The sequence below is a fragment of the Streptomyces sp. NPDC104309 genome (assembly GCF_055584025.1).
Window position 1 is genome coordinate 198780 of record NZ_JBVJMV010000013.1, and the last position, 16211, is coordinate 214990.

The following is a 16211-nucleotide window of genomic DNA, read 5'->3' on the forward strand; positions in this document are numbered from 1 at the left end:
GCGTGGGTCAGCTGTGGAAAGCTGCCGGCTTGCCGTCGGTCACAGGCTGGGTCGCGTCGAGGTGCGCCCAGGCGATCAGCCGGTGGCTGCTGCCCCATTCGGGGTCGCAGGTGGTCAGCGTCAGATAGCGGCCGGGCCCGTCGAAGCCGGATGTGCGGGGTACGGGGTCGATGACCCCGATGTCGCTCGGCACCGTCCGGTAGGGCTTCTTGTCGATGCGGTACGTGAACCACGTCGTCCCGTCCGTCAGCACCACCGGATCGCCCGGCCGCAGCTTCGGGAAGTCCTTGAACGGGTCCCCGTACGTGCGGCGGTGTCCGGCCACCGCGAAATTTCCCCGCGCGCCGAGACGGGCGGTTCCGCTGTAGTGGCCGAGCCCCTTCTGCAGAGTCCGGACCTCGGTGTTCTCCAGAACGGGCCACTCCCAGCCCTTGCCGAAGCGCGGTATGTAGAGCATCGCGAACGGCTTGCCGTCCCGGTACGCCGCCGGGGTCGGCGGCGCCGTCGGCTTCGGAGACTTGTCCGGTGCGGGCGCGGTCACCGGCCCCTGGGACCACTGGTTGCGCAGAGTGTCGATCTGCCCCTCGGTCGCGTCGGCGGCCTTCACCCCGGTCCAGAACAGCACGTACACCACAAAGAGCACGATCAAGGCACCGACGGTGATGCAGAGTTCACTGAACGTCCTCACGACCAGTCGCACCGACACCGTGTCGGCCTCCCCACTGCTGCTCGCTACCGCACCGGCTCCGCATGGTGGAGATCCACTGTGCCCGAGTAGCCGGGAAGAGTCACCGCCTCGTGCTCGTCGACTTTCCAGCCGAGCCCGTACGCCTTCACATAGAGCAGGTAGTTGCTGATCGCCTGGGAGTCGTTGAGCGCCTGCTTGAGCCTGCCCGGGTCGCCGACCGCGGTGATCTTGTACGGCGGGGAGTAGACCCGGCCCTGGAGGATCAGGGTGTTGCCCACGCAGCGGACCGCGCTGGTGGAGATCAGCCGCTGGTCCATGACCTGGATGCCCTGGGCGCCGCCCTGCCAGAGGGCGTTGACGACTGCCTGGAGGTCCTGCTGGTGGATGACCAGGTCATTGGGCTGCGGGTCGGGGTAGCCGGGGTTGGCGGTGGCGTTGGGCGGGGCGTCGTCGAGGGTGACGGCCACGGACCGCCCGGAGAGCTTTGCCGTACCCGCGGCGCGCTCCAGCGCCTTGAGCCGCGCGTCCTCGGCCTTGGTATTGCCGTCGTCGCGCCGGACGAGGGAGTCGATGTCCTCGCGGACGGATGCGGTGGTCTCGTCGAGCTCCGCGTTCTTGCCGCTGCGCTGCTGGATGAGGTCGGAGAGCTTCAGCAGCGAGGAGTCGGTGCGGATATTGGTGCCCTTGGCCGTGTTGGCGCTGGTGACGAAGATCAGTCCGGCGAGGGCGAAGACAGCAGCCGTGAGCACCCGGGCCGGGTGCCGGAAGGTGCGCCGGACCGGTCCTTGGGGGGAGTCGGCAGAATTGCTCAACGTACCCTTATCTCCTTACGGCGCCACGGAAGCACTACGCTAACGGACGCCCGGGGGAGGCAGCATTCCCCCTCGGGTCCTTGCCCCGGCGCCAGCCACAGTTCCCTGCGCGGTCACGCAGCGCATCGACAGGAGAGTTCCTCGTGCCGAAGTCACGTATCCGCAAGAAGGCCGACTTCACGCCCCCTCCGGCGAAGCAGGCAACCAACATAAAGCTGACCAGCCGCAGCTGGGTGGCGCCGGTGATGCTGGCGCTCTTCCTGATCGGTCTGGCCTGGATCGTCATCTTCTATGTGACCGACGGCGATCTGCCGATCAAGTCGCTGGGGAACTGGAACATCGTCGTCGGCTTCGGCTTCATCGCCGGTGGCTTCGGTGTCTCCACGCAGTGGAAGTAGCGCTGCGGAGCAGGTGATCTCACGGCGAGGCCCGGTCCGGCAAGCCTTGCCCCGAGTTACCCACAGCGTTATCCACAGGCGGGGGAAAAGGTCAGACGATCTGTGGATAACTCCCTGGTTGTTGACGCCGATGTGACTGCAGCCTCCCTCATCCAGGGATGGCACGCCCCTTGTCCCTGCTGGAAAAACCCAGCTCAGTGACAAGGGGCACAGTTGTTCCCACGGAATGCACAAGATCCGGCACGCGCTGTGGACAACTGGTGCTGTGGACAACTGACCGAGGGAACAACCGGACATCGACGCCCTCGGTCACGTCCGTATCGGCGTCCGCGGCCACGTCGATACCGGCGTCCGCACCGCGTCCACATCGGCGCCCGCAGCCGTGAGCGTTTCGGCGTCCGCAGCCGCCGCGTCGGTACGCGTGGCGCCCCGGCCCCGTTCGCTCAGGTCAGCGCCGCCGTTCTGGCGAGGACGATGACGACCACGGCCGCCAGGACCAGGGCGCAGGTGCCGTACTGCACCAGTGCGCGCCGTTCTCGGGGTGCATGCACCATGCCGATCGCGATCAGCGTGCCCGCGATCAGACCGCCCACATGCGCCTGCCAGGCGATCCCGCCCCAGGGGTTGAAGGTGATGACCAGGTTGACCGCGAGAAGCACGAAGACCGGGCGCATGTCGTAGTTGAGTCGGCGCATGAGCACGGCGGTGGCACCCAGCAGACCGAAGATCGCCCCGGAGGCACCGAGCGAACCCTGTACGGGTGCGGAGAGCCAGTAGGTGAGCGCGCCACCCGCCAGGCCGGAGAGCATGTAGAGCGCGAGGTAGCGGGCACGGCCGAGCGCCGCCTCCAGGGGGCCGCCGAGCCACCACAGCCCCAGCATGTTGAACACGATGTGCCACATCTCCTGGTGCAGGAACATCGACGTCACCAGCCGGTACCACTGGCCCTCGGCGATGCCCTCCAGCGGGCCGCCGAAGTGCGTCGTGGCACGGCCGAGCAGCACCAGCTCGTTGACCAGCGCGTCGCCCTTCGCCAGCACGGCGATGTACACGGCGACGTTGATACCGAGCAGGATCTTGGTGATGAGCCGGGGATCGGCGGTGATGCTGCCGCCCGCGACGGTGCGCGGCGCGTTCGCGGCCGGGCCGTGTCCCGTACCGGATCCCTGGCGGACGCAGTCCGGGCACTGGAAGCCGACCGAGGCGTTGACCATGCACTCGGGGCAGATCGGCCGGTCGCAGCGGGTGCACCGGATGTGCGTCCCACGGCCGGGATGGCGGTAGCAGCTCAGCGAGCCGTCCGTGGCGGCGGTCCGGTCCCGGTCTGCCGGTGGCTGCTGGTCCATCGGTCCCCTCACTTCCCGGCCCCTTCGGTCCTCGTCGTGGCGGCAGTACGCACAACGCAGCCCTGCTCGTCCGCTATGTAACCAGTACGGACGAGCAGGGCTGTTGGTTCCCCGAAAGGACAATCAGAGCGTGATCATGCGCCGACCACTGGTGATCACCGGTTCTCGATGACGACCGACTCGATCACGACGTCCTGCAGCGGACGGTCGGTGCGGGCGTTGGTCTGGGTGGCGGCGATGGCGTCCACGACCTTCTGGCTGGCGGGGTCGACGACCTCACCGAAGATGGTGTGCTTGCCGGTCAGCCAGGCGGTCGGGGAAACGGTCACGAAGAACTGCGAGCCGTTGGTGCCCGGGCCGGCGTTGGCCATGGCCAGCAGGTACGGCTTGTTGAAACTGAGGTCGGGGTGGAACTCGTCACCGAACTCGTACCCCGGGCCGCCGGTGCCGTTGCCCAGCGGGTCGCCGCCCTGGATCATGAAGCCGCTGATGACACGGTGGAAGACGGTGCCGTCGTACAGCGGTTCCGTGGACTTCTGGCCGGTCTCGGGATGCGTCCACTCGCGCTCGCCCTTGGCGAGCTCCACGAAGTTCTTGACCGTCTTGGGCGCGTGGTTCGGCAGAAGCCGGATCTCGATGTCGCCCTGGTTGGTCTTCAAGGTGGCGTAAAGCTGCTCAGCCACGATCTGCCTTCCGTAAGTCCTCGGTGACGTTAAGTCTTCGATGCCGTCCACCGATCCTCGCACGGCCCATCCGCTCCGGCGCCCGGCCGCCACCCCGAACGCGCCTCGCTCACCTTCTTGCCGGATTCCGCGCACCGTGCGCGGAGGCCGGCTCCGCCCCGCTCGCCTGCGGCTTGCCCCAAACCCTTCCGTCCGCTTGCCGCAGGAACAAATGCGGCCAAGTGCGTGACGCCCCGGCGCGGGCTGAGCCGAACCGTGGCATTGTCGTCGGCAAGCTCCCCTTGCACCGCATTGCCCCAAGGCATCACTCATGGGCCGAATGACCCGGATGCCCGTCCCGCATGCCGTACGGGTCTCCGGCAGGCATGATCTCGAAATGGGTGGAAAGGCGGAGTGTCTACCCGCCACCAAGGAGGAGGATCCCGTGACCCGCATCGACAGCGTGCGCGCCGCAACCGACTCGGCCAAGGACAGCGTGCAGCACGCCGCGGAAGTGGTGGCGCCCTACGCCGACACAGCCAAGGACCAGGCCGCGCATCTCGCGTGCGAGGCCCGCACGCGACTCGCGCCGAAAATGTCGAAGGCAGCCCGACAGGCCCGCGTCCAGTACGACGCGCATCTCGCGCCACGTCTCGAACTGGCCCGTGCTCATGTGCCCCCCAAGGTCGACGAGGCGGCCCAGCGTGCCGCGCTCCGCACCCGCCGGGCCGCCCGTACCGCCGCCGACTACACCGTCCCGCGCGTCGGCCACGCCATGTCCGTCGCCCAGCCCATGGCCGAGGAGGCCTCGGCGCGCAGCGCCGCCGCGCTGGCCGCACTGCGCGGGCAGGTCACCGCGAAGGAGATCAGGCAGCTGGCCAGAAAGCACGAGCGGCGGGCGAAGGCCGGTCGGCTGTTCAAGGGCCTCGTCGTGGTCGGCATCGTGGCGGGCGGTGCCTACGCCGCGTGGCGGTGGTGGGACAAGCAGGCCAACCCGGACTGGCTGGTCGAGCCGCCCGCGCCCACGGAGGTGTCCGACCGCGCGCCCCTGTCCTCGGTGGACGGCAGCGGTCCCACCTCCGGGCAGACCGACAGGGGGGCCGGGGGGACGGACGGTCCGGAGGGTGTGGACGGCACCGATCTCGACGAAGGGCGCTGAGCCGGCCCGTACAAGGAAGCGGGCGCCGGAGGACCTCACGGTCTTCCGGCGCCCGCTTCTTCTTCTCTTCTTCTGTGGAGCCTAGGAGATTCGAACTCCTGACATCTGCCTTGCAAAGGCAGCGCTCTACCAACTGAGCTAAGGCCCCGAAAAGGGGACAGCACCGGACGCTTCGACGTCTTGGCAACCGCCGCAGACCAGAGTACCGGGTACCCCCCGGAATCCTGCAAAATATGGGGCTCCCGGTGGGCGACCACTCTCCGTAAGATGCTCGTCGAGGTTCGCAGCAGCGAAGCCGCAGCGAAGGGGAGACGCCATGGATGCAGCTCAGCAAGAGGCAACGGCAAGAGCCAGGGAGCTTCAGCGCAGTTGGTACGGAGAACCTCTCGGGGCGCTCTTCCGCCGGCTGATCGATGATCTCGGCCTGAACCAGGCTCGGCTCGCCGCGGTCCTCGGGCTGTCCGCCCCCATGCTCTCCCAGCTGATGAGCGGCCAGCGGGCGAAGATCGGCAACCCCGCGGTCGTCCAGCGCGTCCAGGCGCTCCAGGAACTGGCCGGTCAGGTCGCCGACGGCAGCGTCAGCGCGGGGGAGGCCACCGACCGCATGGAAGAGATCAAGAAGTCCCAGGGCGGCTCCGTCCTCACCGGCACCAACCAGACCTCCAACACCGGCGGCGGCCCCACCGTCCGGCGCGTGGTCCGTGAGATCCAGTCGCTGCTGCGGTCGGTCGCGGCCGCCGGCGACATCATCGATGCCGCCGACGCCCTCGCCCCGACCCACCCGGAACTGGCAGAGTTCCTCAAGGTGTACGGCGCGGGGCGCACCGCGGACGCGGTGGCGCACTACGAAGGACACCAGAGCTAGTGCTGTGGCCGGAAAGGTTTGCCGGGAAGCTCGCGGCGTCCGGTGCGGTGCGTCGCAAGGCGGAGGATCGCCCTCGTGCCGGACGCACTCGGGCGATGCGACAACGCGGCGAGGCGCCGTGCCGGGCGCTGCGAGCCGGTGCACCTTTCCGGTCACAGCAGTAGGGCCTCTCGTTCGGATCAGGCCGGATCAGCGAGCGGAACCCGGTGCCGTGGATCGCGAGGCGGAGGAGGAAGTCATGTCGAAGTCGTGGCGACCGACGCGGCGAGGCGCGGTGCCGGAGCTTGCGAGCCCGGCATGATCCGAACGAGAGGCCCCAGGGCACTACCTCCGAGAGCCGGGCACGAGCCGAAACAGGAACTGGAGCGGGCGCAGCGCAATGGGTGAGGTCTTCGCCGGTCGGTACGAACTGATCGATCCGATCGGACGTGGTGGAGTCGGCGCCGTCTGGCGCGCCTGGGACCACCGGCGCCGCCGTTATGTGGCGGCCAAGGTCCTCCAGCAGAGCGACGCACACACGCTGCTGCGCTTCGTCCGCGAACAGGCGCTGCGGATCGAGCATCCGCATGTGCTCGCCCCGGCCAGCTGGGCCGCGGACGACGACAAGGTCCTGTTCACCATGGATCTGGTGAGCGGAGGCTCACTGGCCCATGTCATCGGCGATTACGGGCCGCTGCCGCCCCGTTTCGTCTGCACGCTGCTCGACCAGTTGCTGTCCGGTCTGTCGACGGTGCACGCGGAGGGTGTCGTGCACCGGGACATCAAACCCGCGAACATCCTGATGGAGGCCACCGGCACCGGGCGGCCGCATCTGCGCCTGTCCGACTTCGGTATCTCCATGCGCAAGGGGGAGCCGCGTCTCACCGAGACCAACTACGTGGTGGGGACGCCGGGTTATTTCGCGCCCGAGCAGATGATGGGCGCGGAACCGGATTTCCCCGCGGACCTGTTCGCGGTCGGTCTCGTCGCGCTCTATCTGCTGCAGGGGAGGAAGCCGGACGCGCAGGCCCTCGTCGAGCACTTCGCCTCGTACGGAACTCCCGGCGCCCCGGAGGGGATTCCCGAACCGCTGTGGCAGGTCCTCGCGGGGCTGTTGCAGCCGGATCCCCAGGCCCGGTTCCGTACGGCGACAGGCGCGCGCAAGGCGCTGACGGCCGCGGTCGACATGCTGCCCGAGTCCGGCGTCGACGACGAGCCGGTGGAGGTCTTCGACCAAATCGGCCCGCTGCCCGAAGGCTTCGGCCCCGCCGGGCCGCTCACGGCCCCCCGTACGGCCGTGCAGGACTCACGGTCGGCGCAGACGGACCAGGCAGCCCAGCAGCCCGTGGAGCAGCCCTACGCCCAGCCGCCGGTGCCGATGTCGGAGACGGGCAGCTTCCACCTCCCGCCGCCTCCGCAGCAGCCCACACCGCTACCCCGGCCGACGCCGCCGTCCACACCTGCCACTCCCCTCCCCGCGCATACGGCCGCCCCCTTCCACGCGCCGGCGCCGGATCCCTCGCAGGTCCCCACGGACGCGGTGCGGCACGAACCGGCCCTCACCCGGGCCTACACCGCCGGGCAGCCGCAGATTCCGGCCCCCGGACCAGGGGTTTCCCCGCATCTCTCGGCCGCTGTTCCGGCGCGGGCGCCGCAAAGGCGTCCGGGACCGCCCACGAAGGTGGCCGTCCCGGTCCTGCTGCTGGCGCTGATCTGTTTCGCCGTGGGCATCTGGGCGCTGACCCAGAGCTGAGCCGGCGGGCGGGAGCCCGCGCCGTTGCCCTGAGCCGAGCACTGCGGGGCCGGAGCCCCCGCCGTGTGCGGAGCGGCTCCGGCCCGTTCACCAGGTCTGTGTCGGGCCTCCGTACGGCGGTTGCCCGCCCCCGGCCGGGCCTCCCGCGACCGGACCCGCCGGACCACTCGAACCGGCCGCACCCGCCGGGGCATGCGGACCGACCGGACCCGCCGGACCGCTCGAAGCGACCGCACCCGCCGGACCGTTCGAACCGACCGGACCCGCCGGGGCGGTCACGGCGCGGCGTCGCGCCAGCAGCGTCCACACGCCCAGCCCGAGCACCAGCACCGTTCCCGCGCCGATCCCGGCCACCCCGACCATCCTCATGGTGTCGCTCCTGGCCGCCTCGGGGTCGCTCTTGCCGCTCCTCGCCATGTCCTTGTCGTTCTGCGTGACCGAGAAGGTGCCGCTGTCACCCGTGTACGGCGACCTCGCCGCCGTACCCTCCACCTTGACCTTGAGGATCATCCCGATCCCCTTGTCGCCGTACGACTTCGCGACTTCCGGACTGAGCGCGACCGACAAGTAGTACCAGCCGGCGAATCGCATGGCGCTGACGCTGCTGGTGGAGTCGTACCGGTTCTCGTACGCCACCGGCGGCAGCGGATCCAGCGATACGGACGCGGACTTTCCGGAGTACGACAGCGGCGTCGCGCTGTCGACATGACCGTGTGCCGGATTGTCGAGGGAGAGCGCGAGCGCACTGCCGATGAATTTGTCCGAGGCGTTGTTGTTGCCCAGGTCGACGGTGGCGAAGATCTGCTGACCCCAGTCCACCGGCACCCGGTAGAAGCGGGTCTGCCCGGGTGCGATGACGTCGTGCCACTCGCCGGTCTGCAGGCTGGTCGCGTCGTAGTAGCTGGTGCCGCCCGATCGATTCTGCGGGGCGTCGGTGGGCGGCGCGGGCAGCACCGACGGCCAGCTGTCCGGCGCCTCGGTCGGCGTCGAACCGCCCTGCTTCAGCTGCGGCTCCGACTCGTAGCGCAGTTCCAGATCCCACGCGTCGGGCGTCGAGGTGGCCTTGCTCTCCCGCTCGATCAGGACGTTGTACGTTCCGGCTTCCTGGCAGGTACTGCTGTCCTTGTCCGCGATCCGGTAGGCGTATGCCGCGATCGGACGCGGGAACTCCGCCGACGCGAACCGTGCGTCCTGCGAACTGCACTGCAGGTCGGTGCTGTTCCTGATGCTGACCTTGATGCCGTCCCCGTAGGCGACCTGGCCGCCGCCCTTGGGCACGGCCACCGCAGAGACGTATGCGTTGGTCTTCGCGTCCAGGTTCAGGCGGTAGTAAAGCTTCTCGCCCTGCTCGATCGAGCTCTTGTAGACCGATCCGGGCGTGAGCGCCGTCGCCTCGGTGCTGACCTCCGCGCCGCCGACCGGCTCCGCCCCGGGATCGAAGGTGTACGCGGCGGGCTCCCCGGCCGCGTACGCCTGCCCCGGCAGCGCCGCCGCCGCGCAGATCACCGCAGCCGCGGCCAGCGCCACCCGGCCCCTGTTGCGCTGCCTCATCACGCGCTTCCCCTCGTCGTCTGTGCGGCCCGCCCGCGACGCCCGCGTAGGAACACGAGCACCGCGATCACCACCACCACGGCGCCCGCCCCGGCAGCGGCCGCGATGCCGGTCCATCCTGCCCCGCCCGTACCGCCGCTGTCTGCGGCCCTGATCGAATTGCCGCTCTTGTCCACCTTCTTGGCCGCGACAGGAGCGTTGTGCTCGGGTCCGGCCAGCTCGTCGCCGAGCACCGACACCCGCAGCACCACACCGATCTGCGGGTTCTCCGCGATATCGGCGGCATGCGCCCCAGCGTCACCGAGACGTAGAAGTCGCCCGCGGCGTGCACGGGCCGGACGTGGGAGCGGTACTCGTAGCGGTTGGTCCACGCGACCCGCACGCCGCCCATCCTGAGCGCCGACGGACGGCCGTCGTACACGGTCGTCGGGGTGAACTCGCCGCCACCGGTGAGCGGGGAACGAGCCGGGGTGAACAGCTGGGTGACGCCGTACGAGTGCATGGAAGCGACGCCTTCCACCGTGGGCTCGTTCGCGAACTCCACGTCGTAGCGCACCTGCTGGCCCCATCCGGCCGGAACCTTGTACCAGAGGGTCTGCCCCGGAAGGATCCGGCCGCGCGACACGCCCGGTCCGATGTCCTCGGCGTCATTGAAGCCGGTACCGCCCCGCACGTCCCGGGGGTCACCGGCGGGCGGCACCGCGTCCTTGCCGCCCTCGCCGTACTCCGGCCGCGAGCCGGCGGGCGTGACATCCCTGCCCAGCGGCGCCTCCACCGCGTAAAGGAGTTCCAGCGGCCAACGCGCGGCGTCGGAGCCCGTCTTGCTCTCCCGCTCCACCACCAGCAGATACCGGCCCGCCGGTGGCAGAGACGGGTGCCGCGCTCCGTGGGGATACGGGACAGCCCTCAGGGCCGAGGTCAGGGGCGTCGCGCCCTCCTTCTGGAGGAAGTGCGCGGTCTCCGTCCCGCAGGAGCTGTCGGTGCCGTACGTGACGCTGGTGCGCAGCGCGTCGAACGTGTCGACGGCCGCCCCGGGCTGTGGCACCGCCGTCGCCCAGAAGCCCACCGTCGAAACGGCGTCCAGCTCGACGGCGTAGTACCGCTGCTCACCGGGCCCGATGGTGTCCAGGTACTGCCCGGGTGCGAGCACCGGCGCGTCAGCACCCGTCGCCGCGCCCCCGACCGGCTCGCCCCGGACGGCCAGGTCGCCGTCCGCGGAGAGCCGCGACGCCCGTCGCAGCTGCCGGGCCGGCGACCTGGCGTCCGGCGCGTCGTAGTAGCGGCCGTTGCCCGCCGCGGCCACGCATTCGAGCTGTCGGCGGGCCTCACCCCGCACCTGGAAGCCGACGGTGTCGGTCCGCAGCCCGATCCCCTCGCTGCCGAGCTCCGCGGCGACCTCGCAGGGCCGCCGCGTACCGCAGTTGTCCTCCCCGTCGGAGATCAGCAGGATCGTACGCGTGCCGATGGCACCACCCGCGGGCCGCGGAAGGTCCTCGGCGGCCTTGCGCAGCGACAATCCGATGGGGGTGTCGCCCTTGGGTTCCGCGGCCGCCACGGCCCGCTTCACGGCCGCCCGGTCGAGCCCGCGCGCCGGCTGGACGAGCCTGGTGTCCGCGCAGCCCCGGGGACGGTCGGCGCCGTACACCCGCAGCCCGGTCGGATACCCGTCGGGAAGGCCGCCGACGACGGTGCCGACGGCCGTACGGGCACTCTCCATCCGGGTGCGTCCCGTACCCGTCGTCGTCCGCCATGGAGCCGGACGAGTCGAACACCATGACCAGGCTGCCGCCCGATTCGCGGCCGGGCGCCCCGGAAGCGGCCGGCGCCGGCGCCACCGCCACGGCCGGCATCGCGCCCGCCACCAGGGCGAGCAGCGCCCCGCCGATCCATGCCCCCACGACTGCGGTGCGGCGATGGTGGTCCCGTGCCTTCACCCGTGCCCCCTCGACCGAGAACCCGGCGTTTTGCTTCCGCAACCCATTGATTTGCTTAAGTGAACTCACGAGCACAGGTGCCACGGTCCCGCAACAGCACGAAGCCCCGGCCGCTCAGCGACCGGGGCCCGCAATCAGACTGTTCTGTCTCACACACCCGAACCTGCGGGCACGGAGTCAGTCGCCTCCGTCCACAGATCCTGCTCGGCGCGATCCGCCTGGATCTGGCGGTACACGAGGAGCCCGCCGATGGCGGCCAGTGCGACCAGGAGAAGCTTCTTCACCGCGCGACCTCGTCTTTCCTTGACGTAGGGGACTTCTGCCGCCCGACTATACACACCGGCCGATATCGATCGGTGACCTGCCCGCGACCCAACTGGCCCCCGGAGAAGAGCGATCTCCCGGACTCGCCGCGAGCGTCGCTCCGGCCGGCGGGCGCGGTCACGCCGTTCCCCCCGGACAGGACAGGCCCGTCAAGGCCGGTTGAACCATACGAGTGGTGTTCATCTGAAGATCGACCGATCCGTGGCGTCGGTCCATGAAATCGCGAGCCACATCCACATCATCGGAAAGGTAAGCAAACCGGACTACCCGAAAGCGAGGGGCCATGAGCGCCTTCAAGCCCAAGAGCATCTGGACCGCCTTCGTCACCGCCTTCTTCGCCCTCCTCGCCGCACTGGGGCTCATGAGCAGCCCGGCGACGGCCACGGAGCAGAGCGCCCCGGAGCCGATCACCACGAACCAGAGGCACACGGGTGCGACCGCGGCAACCGCGACCACCCCGTCGGTGCGATGGACCCTTCCGCGTGACAGGGCGCTGCCACCCACGATGAAGCAGCGCATCCGCGCCGAGGCACACGGCTCCTCTCCCGCCGCCCGGCATCCGTCCACGGACACGGCGAACGCCATGGACACCAGAAGCACCGCCCGCGCCACCCACGGGGCCCCGGCGGGGGACGTGTCCCTCCTGCCGCCGTGAGAGCGGCGCAATCGACGCACAGAGCCCCCGGGTCCGGTTCACACCGGACGGGGGCTTCTTCGTGCGCTCCGGCCCCGCCCTGCGGCTCCCGGTGCGGGAGCCGCCCGGACAGGCTCTGAGTCACGATCGCCGACGATCTACGGACTCCGATGAGCGAAGGCCCAGGAGCCCCACATCGCGCCGCAGAACACGATCAAAGACCCCCCGAGGAGAATCCAGCACCCGCAGGCCCAATCCAGCTTTCCGCGCTCGAAGGGATCTTCGTCATCGTTGCTGTCGGACCAACCGTGATCAGTCATGGCGCCTCCGCAGTAACCCGATGGGCGTGAGCCTCGGGTCAACGGCCGAAGCCCATGCTCGCCGAGCCCCTGGAAGATACGATGATCGGCTGATGTCGGTCAGAGATGCCAAAGACCCCCAACCATGATCGGTTGGGGGTCTTCGTACTGGTGGGGCTAACAGGATTTGAACCTGTGGCCTCATCCTTATCAGGACCCGGCCCTATATAGGGGAGACCCCCAGGTCACCGCCAGTACCCGCTCCACCTGGCCCTACACGTATCTACATCTTCAAGCATTCGTAGAACCCGGTCCGGCTTGCTCGGCTGCTGGGGTAGTTCTGGGGTAGCCACGGGGTACTCCGCCGCCGTTGCCGACCATGAGGGCGCTCAGAGTCGCGAGTCCACATAATCGCTCTCGTCCGGCTCGTCATCGTCGCCATCGTGCTCGTAGTCCGGGTCGGGTTCAGCCTCGCTGTAGTAGTCCTCGACCTGGATCTCCAGATCGATGTCACCTCCAAGAGGCTCTGCCAGGAGATCGAGTTCTCCGGACTCGACACGCAGTTCGCAGACGAAGCACCGAAAGATCTGCGGCGTCAGCATGACGGTCCACTTCTCGGTGTCCACGTAGCTCCTACCCATCAAGGAGCCCGGCGACGAACACGCCGGACAGATGGCGGACGCCGAGATGTCATCGAGGAACCCTGGAGTGACCGTGCGACCGACGGTGTTCAGCACGAGCGCCCGCTCCCTCTCACTGAAGTGCCCATACCGTTCTTCGAAGACTCGCCGGGCCCTGGCGAGCTCCCGCTCCAGCCGAACCCGAGCCGCCTCTCCCTCCTCCTGAAGCAGCTTGTCGTGCATCGCTTCGTGAGGCCGCCAGTAGTCAGCGCCAATGCCGAGCTCGACAAGCAGAGGGTCGATCACCTTGATGCAGCTGACGAAGACCGCAATGACCTCGCCCCTCTCGTGGTACCCAGCGTGAGCAACACCATTGCGCGCGTCAGCGAGTGGCCAGGCGCGGCCCTTTGGGCGCACAGGGATCTTGGGCAAGAGACTGCGCGCCCGTTCGTGCGCCTCACCCAGCTGAATCGTCTTGACCTGAGACCCTTTGACCTGACTTAGCTCGCCCTGGCCCGCCGCATAGAGGAGCGACGGAAAGTCCTTCCCGTCGACTATCAACGACGGGTGGATCCGAGCCAGAAATGCCTTCAGTAGATGCTCCGTGGCCACCCCAGCGTGATGGACCGCCATCCCTTCCGACGACGGCCCATCAGCGAAGGCTGTGAAGGCTGCGTTCATCCACTTACGCGAGGAGAGTGCCAGGTGTTCAGCGTCAAGGTGCATGAGTCGGACCGTAGAGGCCAACTCATGCACGCAACAGCAGTTTCGGAAATTACGCGACCAGGCGAAGTGGCCTCTTTACACCGCTCCGGCCTGGCTTCTTCTCCTCCAGCGCCGCAAGGACCTGGCCCGCATAATCGGCGGCGGCATGGGTGTAGAGCCACGTGACCTTCCCCGCGCGCTCGTGCCCGAGAATCTCCTGGGCGATGACCTCCGGCACGCCCCGATCGTGCAGCCGCGACGCGAAGCTGTGTCGCTGGTCGTGAAAGGCCGGCCACCACTCCGTCCGCTCCTTCTCCACCTTCCGCGTGCGACCGGTCGCCGCATCCCTCTCCTCGACCATGACCTTCCGCGTCTTCTTCCGGCCGACACCGGAGTGGGTGAGAGCGTCCGTCCACAGCCGACGGAACGCACTCCGGCGGAGCGGCGCCCGGTACGGTTCGCCCGCGGTGCCGGTCTTCTTCGATCCGCGCCGGACCTTGTTCCTCCCGTGAAACACGAGCTCGTTCACGCAGAGCCCTGCCTCGGGTTCCGATCGTTCGGTGCTGGCGTCGGGTTCGTCGGCCAGGAGCTCGCGGAGCACGCGCAGCGCGAGGCCAGTAATGGGTACGGTCCGCAGGCCAGCGTCCGACTTGGGATAGACCTTCCGCCTGATCTTCCCCCTCACCTCGGTCAGCACCTCGCGGACATGGATGACGCGACGGGCGAAGTCGACGTTGCACCAGCGCAGCCCGGCGAGCTCACCCCAACGAAGCCCGGTCTCCTGGGCGACGATCTGCAGGGTGTGCATGTAGTCGGGGAGGTGTGCGCGAATCAGCCAGAGCTGTGCGTACGACGGAGGCCGCCGGTCCTCGGGGTGCTTCTTCTTCACCTTTGGCAGCTTGACCCCCTCGGCCGGGTTGAAGGGGACGCGCCGGTCGCGCTTCGCCGCTTCGAGCATCCGGTCGAGGATCTGGAAGACCTTCACCACGGAGGACGCTGCGAGCGGCCCGCCGTTCTCGTCGTGCAGTCCATTGACCCAGGTCTGGATCCCAAGCCAGCTGAACTCGTACAGCTTGAGCGCGCCCCAGTGGGGCTCGATGTGGTTGCGGTAGCTGCGGCCGTCCCGGTCAAGGGTGGTCTCCTCGCCGGTCTGCGTCGGCCACCACAGTCGGTGCCAGGCGCACAGGGTGATCTCGGACCGGGCCGGGTCGAGCCACGTGCGTTGACGGATTTCGGTGCGGGTCCGCTCCAGGAATTCGATGGCCTTGGTCTCGGTTGGCCAGTTCTTGCTGCGACCCTTCCCCTGTGGGTCGGTGTACCGGGCCTCCCACGACCCGGTGTGCTCTTCGACCGGGACCGGCGGGCGGTCGCCGGGGTACTTCTTGAGGCATGGCGGGCAGCCGCACCTCATGCTGGGATTCGGGCGCGGGTTGCTGGTCTGCGTCTTCTGCACGGCGGACTCCTGATCAGAGCGTGCCGGCGGCGATCGCTTCTCGCGGGATGGTGATGGGATCGCCGCAGAAGCAGACGAGACCGCCGCCGGTGGCGGTGGTGGGTGCGCCGAGGTCGGCCAGGAGAGCCGCGAGGTCTCTGATCAGGTCGTGTGGGTGGGTGCCCCCTTGGACGGTGATGGTGATTTCGTCCGGGTCCCAAATGGCGGTCTCCGACTGGGAGTCGGCCACGGCGATGAGAGTGCACACAGATATCCCCCAGGGCATGCGCGATTGCGTTGAGCCGCTACGGGAGGACAGCGGAAAGGCTGAGATTACCTGCGTGTGAAGGATCTGTGGAGGGGGTTCGGCATATGCATTCGGAAGGAGTTATTCCCTTCTGGTTAGGCAACCCTTATCGCGCACGACTGGCCGACCGCATAGCCTCGGCCGTTTGAATGAGCGCGCGTTGAGAGTCAGTTGGGAGTTCTCGGTAGATGCGGAGGAGGCGCTGTTCGCGCTCTTCATCGCTGGGGCCGGGGACCTTGCGCCCAGCCGCCGTGAACATCTGGGCGGGCGTCACGTCGACTCGCCACAGGCGAAGGATGTTGACCATCGCGCGCAGGTCGTTCGGGTCGATGCGGGAGGTGCCGCGAGTGCGGTTCACCCAGGCGTTGAGCGTCGGGTACTTGATGCCGGCCTCGGCGGCCAGCTCTTTCTGCGTCCGGCCCGCCTCTTCGAGTAGGCGGGTCAGTAGTGCTGCCAGGTCCTCGCCGGCGGGGGCGGGGTCCTCGGCGGCGGGGTTGGTGTCGCCGGGGTGGTGCGGGCCTGTAGTCACACACCGCAGGATCCTGCATCCACATCTACATGCGCAAGTAGATCGGCGCAGCTTGACCGGCGCTTGACGGCGCTCTGGTGCATCTACAAAACCGCCGTGCGCCCCTACCCGCCTTGCCCGTACCCCGAGTGAGCCCCCTTGACTCGATCTGCATCTACATGCAGACTGTAGATATCGCAGGTCAGAATGGCCCGCGTGACCCCTATTCGGCCAT

15 protein-coding genes, 1 tRNA gene and 1 pseudogene are annotated in these 16211 nt (G+C 68.7%); 5 read left to right on the top strand and 12 right to left on the bottom strand.

What is annotated here, in order from left to right:
• Positions 1-7: 7 nt before the first annotated feature.
• A complete protein-coding gene (locus ACZ68L_RS20990; RefSeq protein WP_469579041.1) occupies positions 8-706 on the bottom strand; it encodes a class E sortase in 699 nt (232 codons plus the stop codon).
• A 26-nt stretch (positions 707-732) separates the two neighbouring features.
• Entirely contained in the window at positions 733-1500 is a 768-nt protein-coding gene (locus ACZ68L_RS20995) for a DUF881 domain-containing protein (RefSeq protein ID WP_469579043.1), read from the bottom strand.
• 143 nt (positions 1501-1643) lie between these two features.
• On the opposite strand from ACZ68L_RS20995, the gene crgA reads away from it, so the two are divergent.
• The gene (gene crgA, locus ACZ68L_RS21000) at positions 1644-1898 is read left to right on the top strand and encodes a cell division protein CrgA (RefSeq protein WP_469579045.1); all 255 of its coding nucleotides are present in this window, start codon (positions 1644-1646) and stop codon (positions 1896-1898) included.
• A gap of 443 nt (positions 1899-2341) precedes the next feature.
• Here crgA and ACZ68L_RS21005 read toward each other — a convergent pair whose 3' ends face one another.
• Together ACZ68L_RS21005 and ACZ68L_RS21010 are read right to left on the bottom strand one after the other, a co-directional pair.
• Entirely contained in the window at positions 2342-3244 is a 903-nt protein-coding gene (locus ACZ68L_RS21005) for a rhomboid family intramembrane serine protease (RefSeq protein WP_469579047.1), read from the bottom strand.
• Between the two features lie 155 nt (positions 3245-3399).
• A complete protein-coding gene (locus ACZ68L_RS21010) occupies positions 3400-3927 on the bottom strand; it encodes a peptidylprolyl isomerase (protein ID WP_469579048.1) in 528 nt (175 codons plus the stop codon).
• Positions 3928-4351: 424 nt separating this feature from the next.
• Here ACZ68L_RS21010 and ACZ68L_RS21015 point away from each other — a divergent pair, with 424 nt between their 5' ends.
• On the top strand, positions 4352-5065 hold the full coding sequence (locus tag ACZ68L_RS21015) for a DUF5324 family protein (RefSeq protein ID WP_469579050.1): 714 nt from the start codon (positions 4352-4354) through the stop codon (positions 5063-5065).
• Positions 5066-5140: 75 nt separating this feature from the next.
• On the opposite strand, the gene ACZ68L_RS21020 is transcribed toward ACZ68L_RS21015, so the two are convergent.
• Positions 5141-5213: transfer RNA gene (locus ACZ68L_RS21020), tRNA-Ala, on the bottom strand.
• A gap of 168 nt (positions 5214-5381) precedes the next feature.
• Here ACZ68L_RS21020 and ACZ68L_RS21025 point away from each other — a divergent pair.
• Positions 5382-5930, top strand: coding sequence for a helix-turn-helix domain-containing protein (locus ACZ68L_RS21025; protein WP_469579054.1), 549 nt, complete (start codon positions 5382-5384; stop codon positions 5928-5930).
• Positions 5931-6309: 379 nt separating this feature from the next.
• On the top strand, positions 6310-7662 hold the full coding sequence (locus tag ACZ68L_RS21030; RefSeq protein ID WP_469579058.1) for a serine/threonine protein kinase: 1353 nt from the start codon (positions 6310-6312) through the stop codon (positions 7660-7662).
• An 87-nt stretch (positions 7663-7749) separates the two neighbouring features.
• On the opposite strand, the gene ACZ68L_RS21035 is transcribed toward ACZ68L_RS21030, so the two are convergent.
• The 3 genes and pseudogenes from ACZ68L_RS21035 to ACZ68L_RS21045 form a co-directional block, all read right to left on the bottom strand.
• Positions 7750-9213, bottom strand: a complete 1464-nt coding sequence (locus ACZ68L_RS21035; RefSeq protein ID WP_469579061.1) for a hypothetical protein — start codon at positions 9211-9213, stop codon at positions 7750-7752.
• A pseudogene (locus tag ACZ68L_RS21040) lies at positions 9213-11063 on the bottom strand (vWA domain-containing protein). Before ACZ68L_RS21040 ends, ACZ68L_RS21035 begins: the two are co-directional and overlap by 1 nt.
• 233 nt (positions 11064-11296) lie before the next feature.
• Positions 11297-11431, bottom strand: a complete 135-nt coding sequence (locus ACZ68L_RS21045) for a DLW-39 family protein (RefSeq protein WP_003958712.1) — start codon at positions 11429-11431, stop codon at positions 11297-11299.
• 323 nt (positions 11432-11754) lie between these two features.
• Between ACZ68L_RS21045 and ACZ68L_RS21050 the strand changes: the two genes are divergently transcribed.
• Positions 11755-12126: a DUF6344 domain-containing protein gene (locus ACZ68L_RS21050; RefSeq protein WP_469579063.1), complete on the top strand. Its 372-nt coding sequence runs from the start codon at positions 11755-11757 to the stop codon at positions 12124-12126.
• Between the two features lie 667 nt (positions 12127-12793).
• On the opposite strand, the gene ACZ68L_RS21055 is transcribed toward ACZ68L_RS21050, so the two are convergent.
• The 4 genes from ACZ68L_RS21055 to ACZ68L_RS21070 all read right to left on the bottom strand — a co-directional run bounded on the left by ACZ68L_RS21055 (position 12794) and on the right by ACZ68L_RS21070 (position 15997).
• Positions 12794-13750 carry a hypothetical protein gene (locus ACZ68L_RS21055; RefSeq protein ID WP_469579065.1) on the bottom strand — a complete coding sequence of 319 codons (957 nt, stop codon included), beginning with the start codon at positions 13748-13750 and terminating at the stop codon, positions 12794-12796.
• A gap of 49 nt (positions 13751-13799) precedes the next feature.
• Positions 13800-15182, bottom strand: a complete 1383-nt coding sequence (locus ACZ68L_RS21060) for a tyrosine-type recombinase/integrase (RefSeq protein ID WP_469579068.1) — start codon at positions 15180-15182, stop codon at positions 13800-13802.
• Positions 15183-15195: 13 nt separating this feature from the next.
• Positions 15196-15411: a hypothetical protein gene (locus tag ACZ68L_RS21065; RefSeq protein WP_351072054.1), complete on the bottom strand. Its 216-nt coding sequence runs from the start codon at positions 15409-15411 to the stop codon at positions 15196-15198.
• Positions 15412-15574: 163 nt separating this feature from the next.
• On the bottom strand, positions 15575-15997 hold the full coding sequence (locus ACZ68L_RS21070; protein WP_469579071.1) for a helix-turn-helix domain-containing protein: 423 nt from the start codon (positions 15995-15997) through the stop codon (positions 15575-15577).
• Positions 15998-16211: the final 214 nt, after the last annotated feature.

Coding starts and splice junctions, on each gene's coding strand:
- ACZ68L_RS21025 (WP_469579054.1), top strand. CDS start 5,382: ATGGATGCAGCTCAGCAAGAGGCAACGGCAAGAGCCAGGGAGCTTCAG.
- ACZ68L_RS21055 (WP_469579065.1), bottom strand. CDS start 13,750: ATGCACCTTGACGCTGAACACCTGGCACTCTCCTCGCGTAAGTGGATG.
- ACZ68L_RS21050 (WP_469579063.1), top strand. CDS start 11,755: ATGAGCGCCTTCAAGCCCAAGAGCATCTGGACCGCCTTCGTCACCGCC.
- ACZ68L_RS21035 (WP_469579061.1), bottom strand. CDS start 9,213: ATGAGGCAGCGCAACAGGGGCCGGGTGGCGCTGGCCGCGGCTGCGGTG.
- ACZ68L_RS21005 (WP_469579047.1), bottom strand. CDS start 3,244: ATGGACCAGCAGCCACCGGCAGACCGGGACCGGACCGCCGCCACGGAC.
- ACZ68L_RS21030 (WP_469579058.1), top strand. CDS start 6,310: ATGGGTGAGGTCTTCGCCGGTCGGTACGAACTGATCGATCCGATCGGA.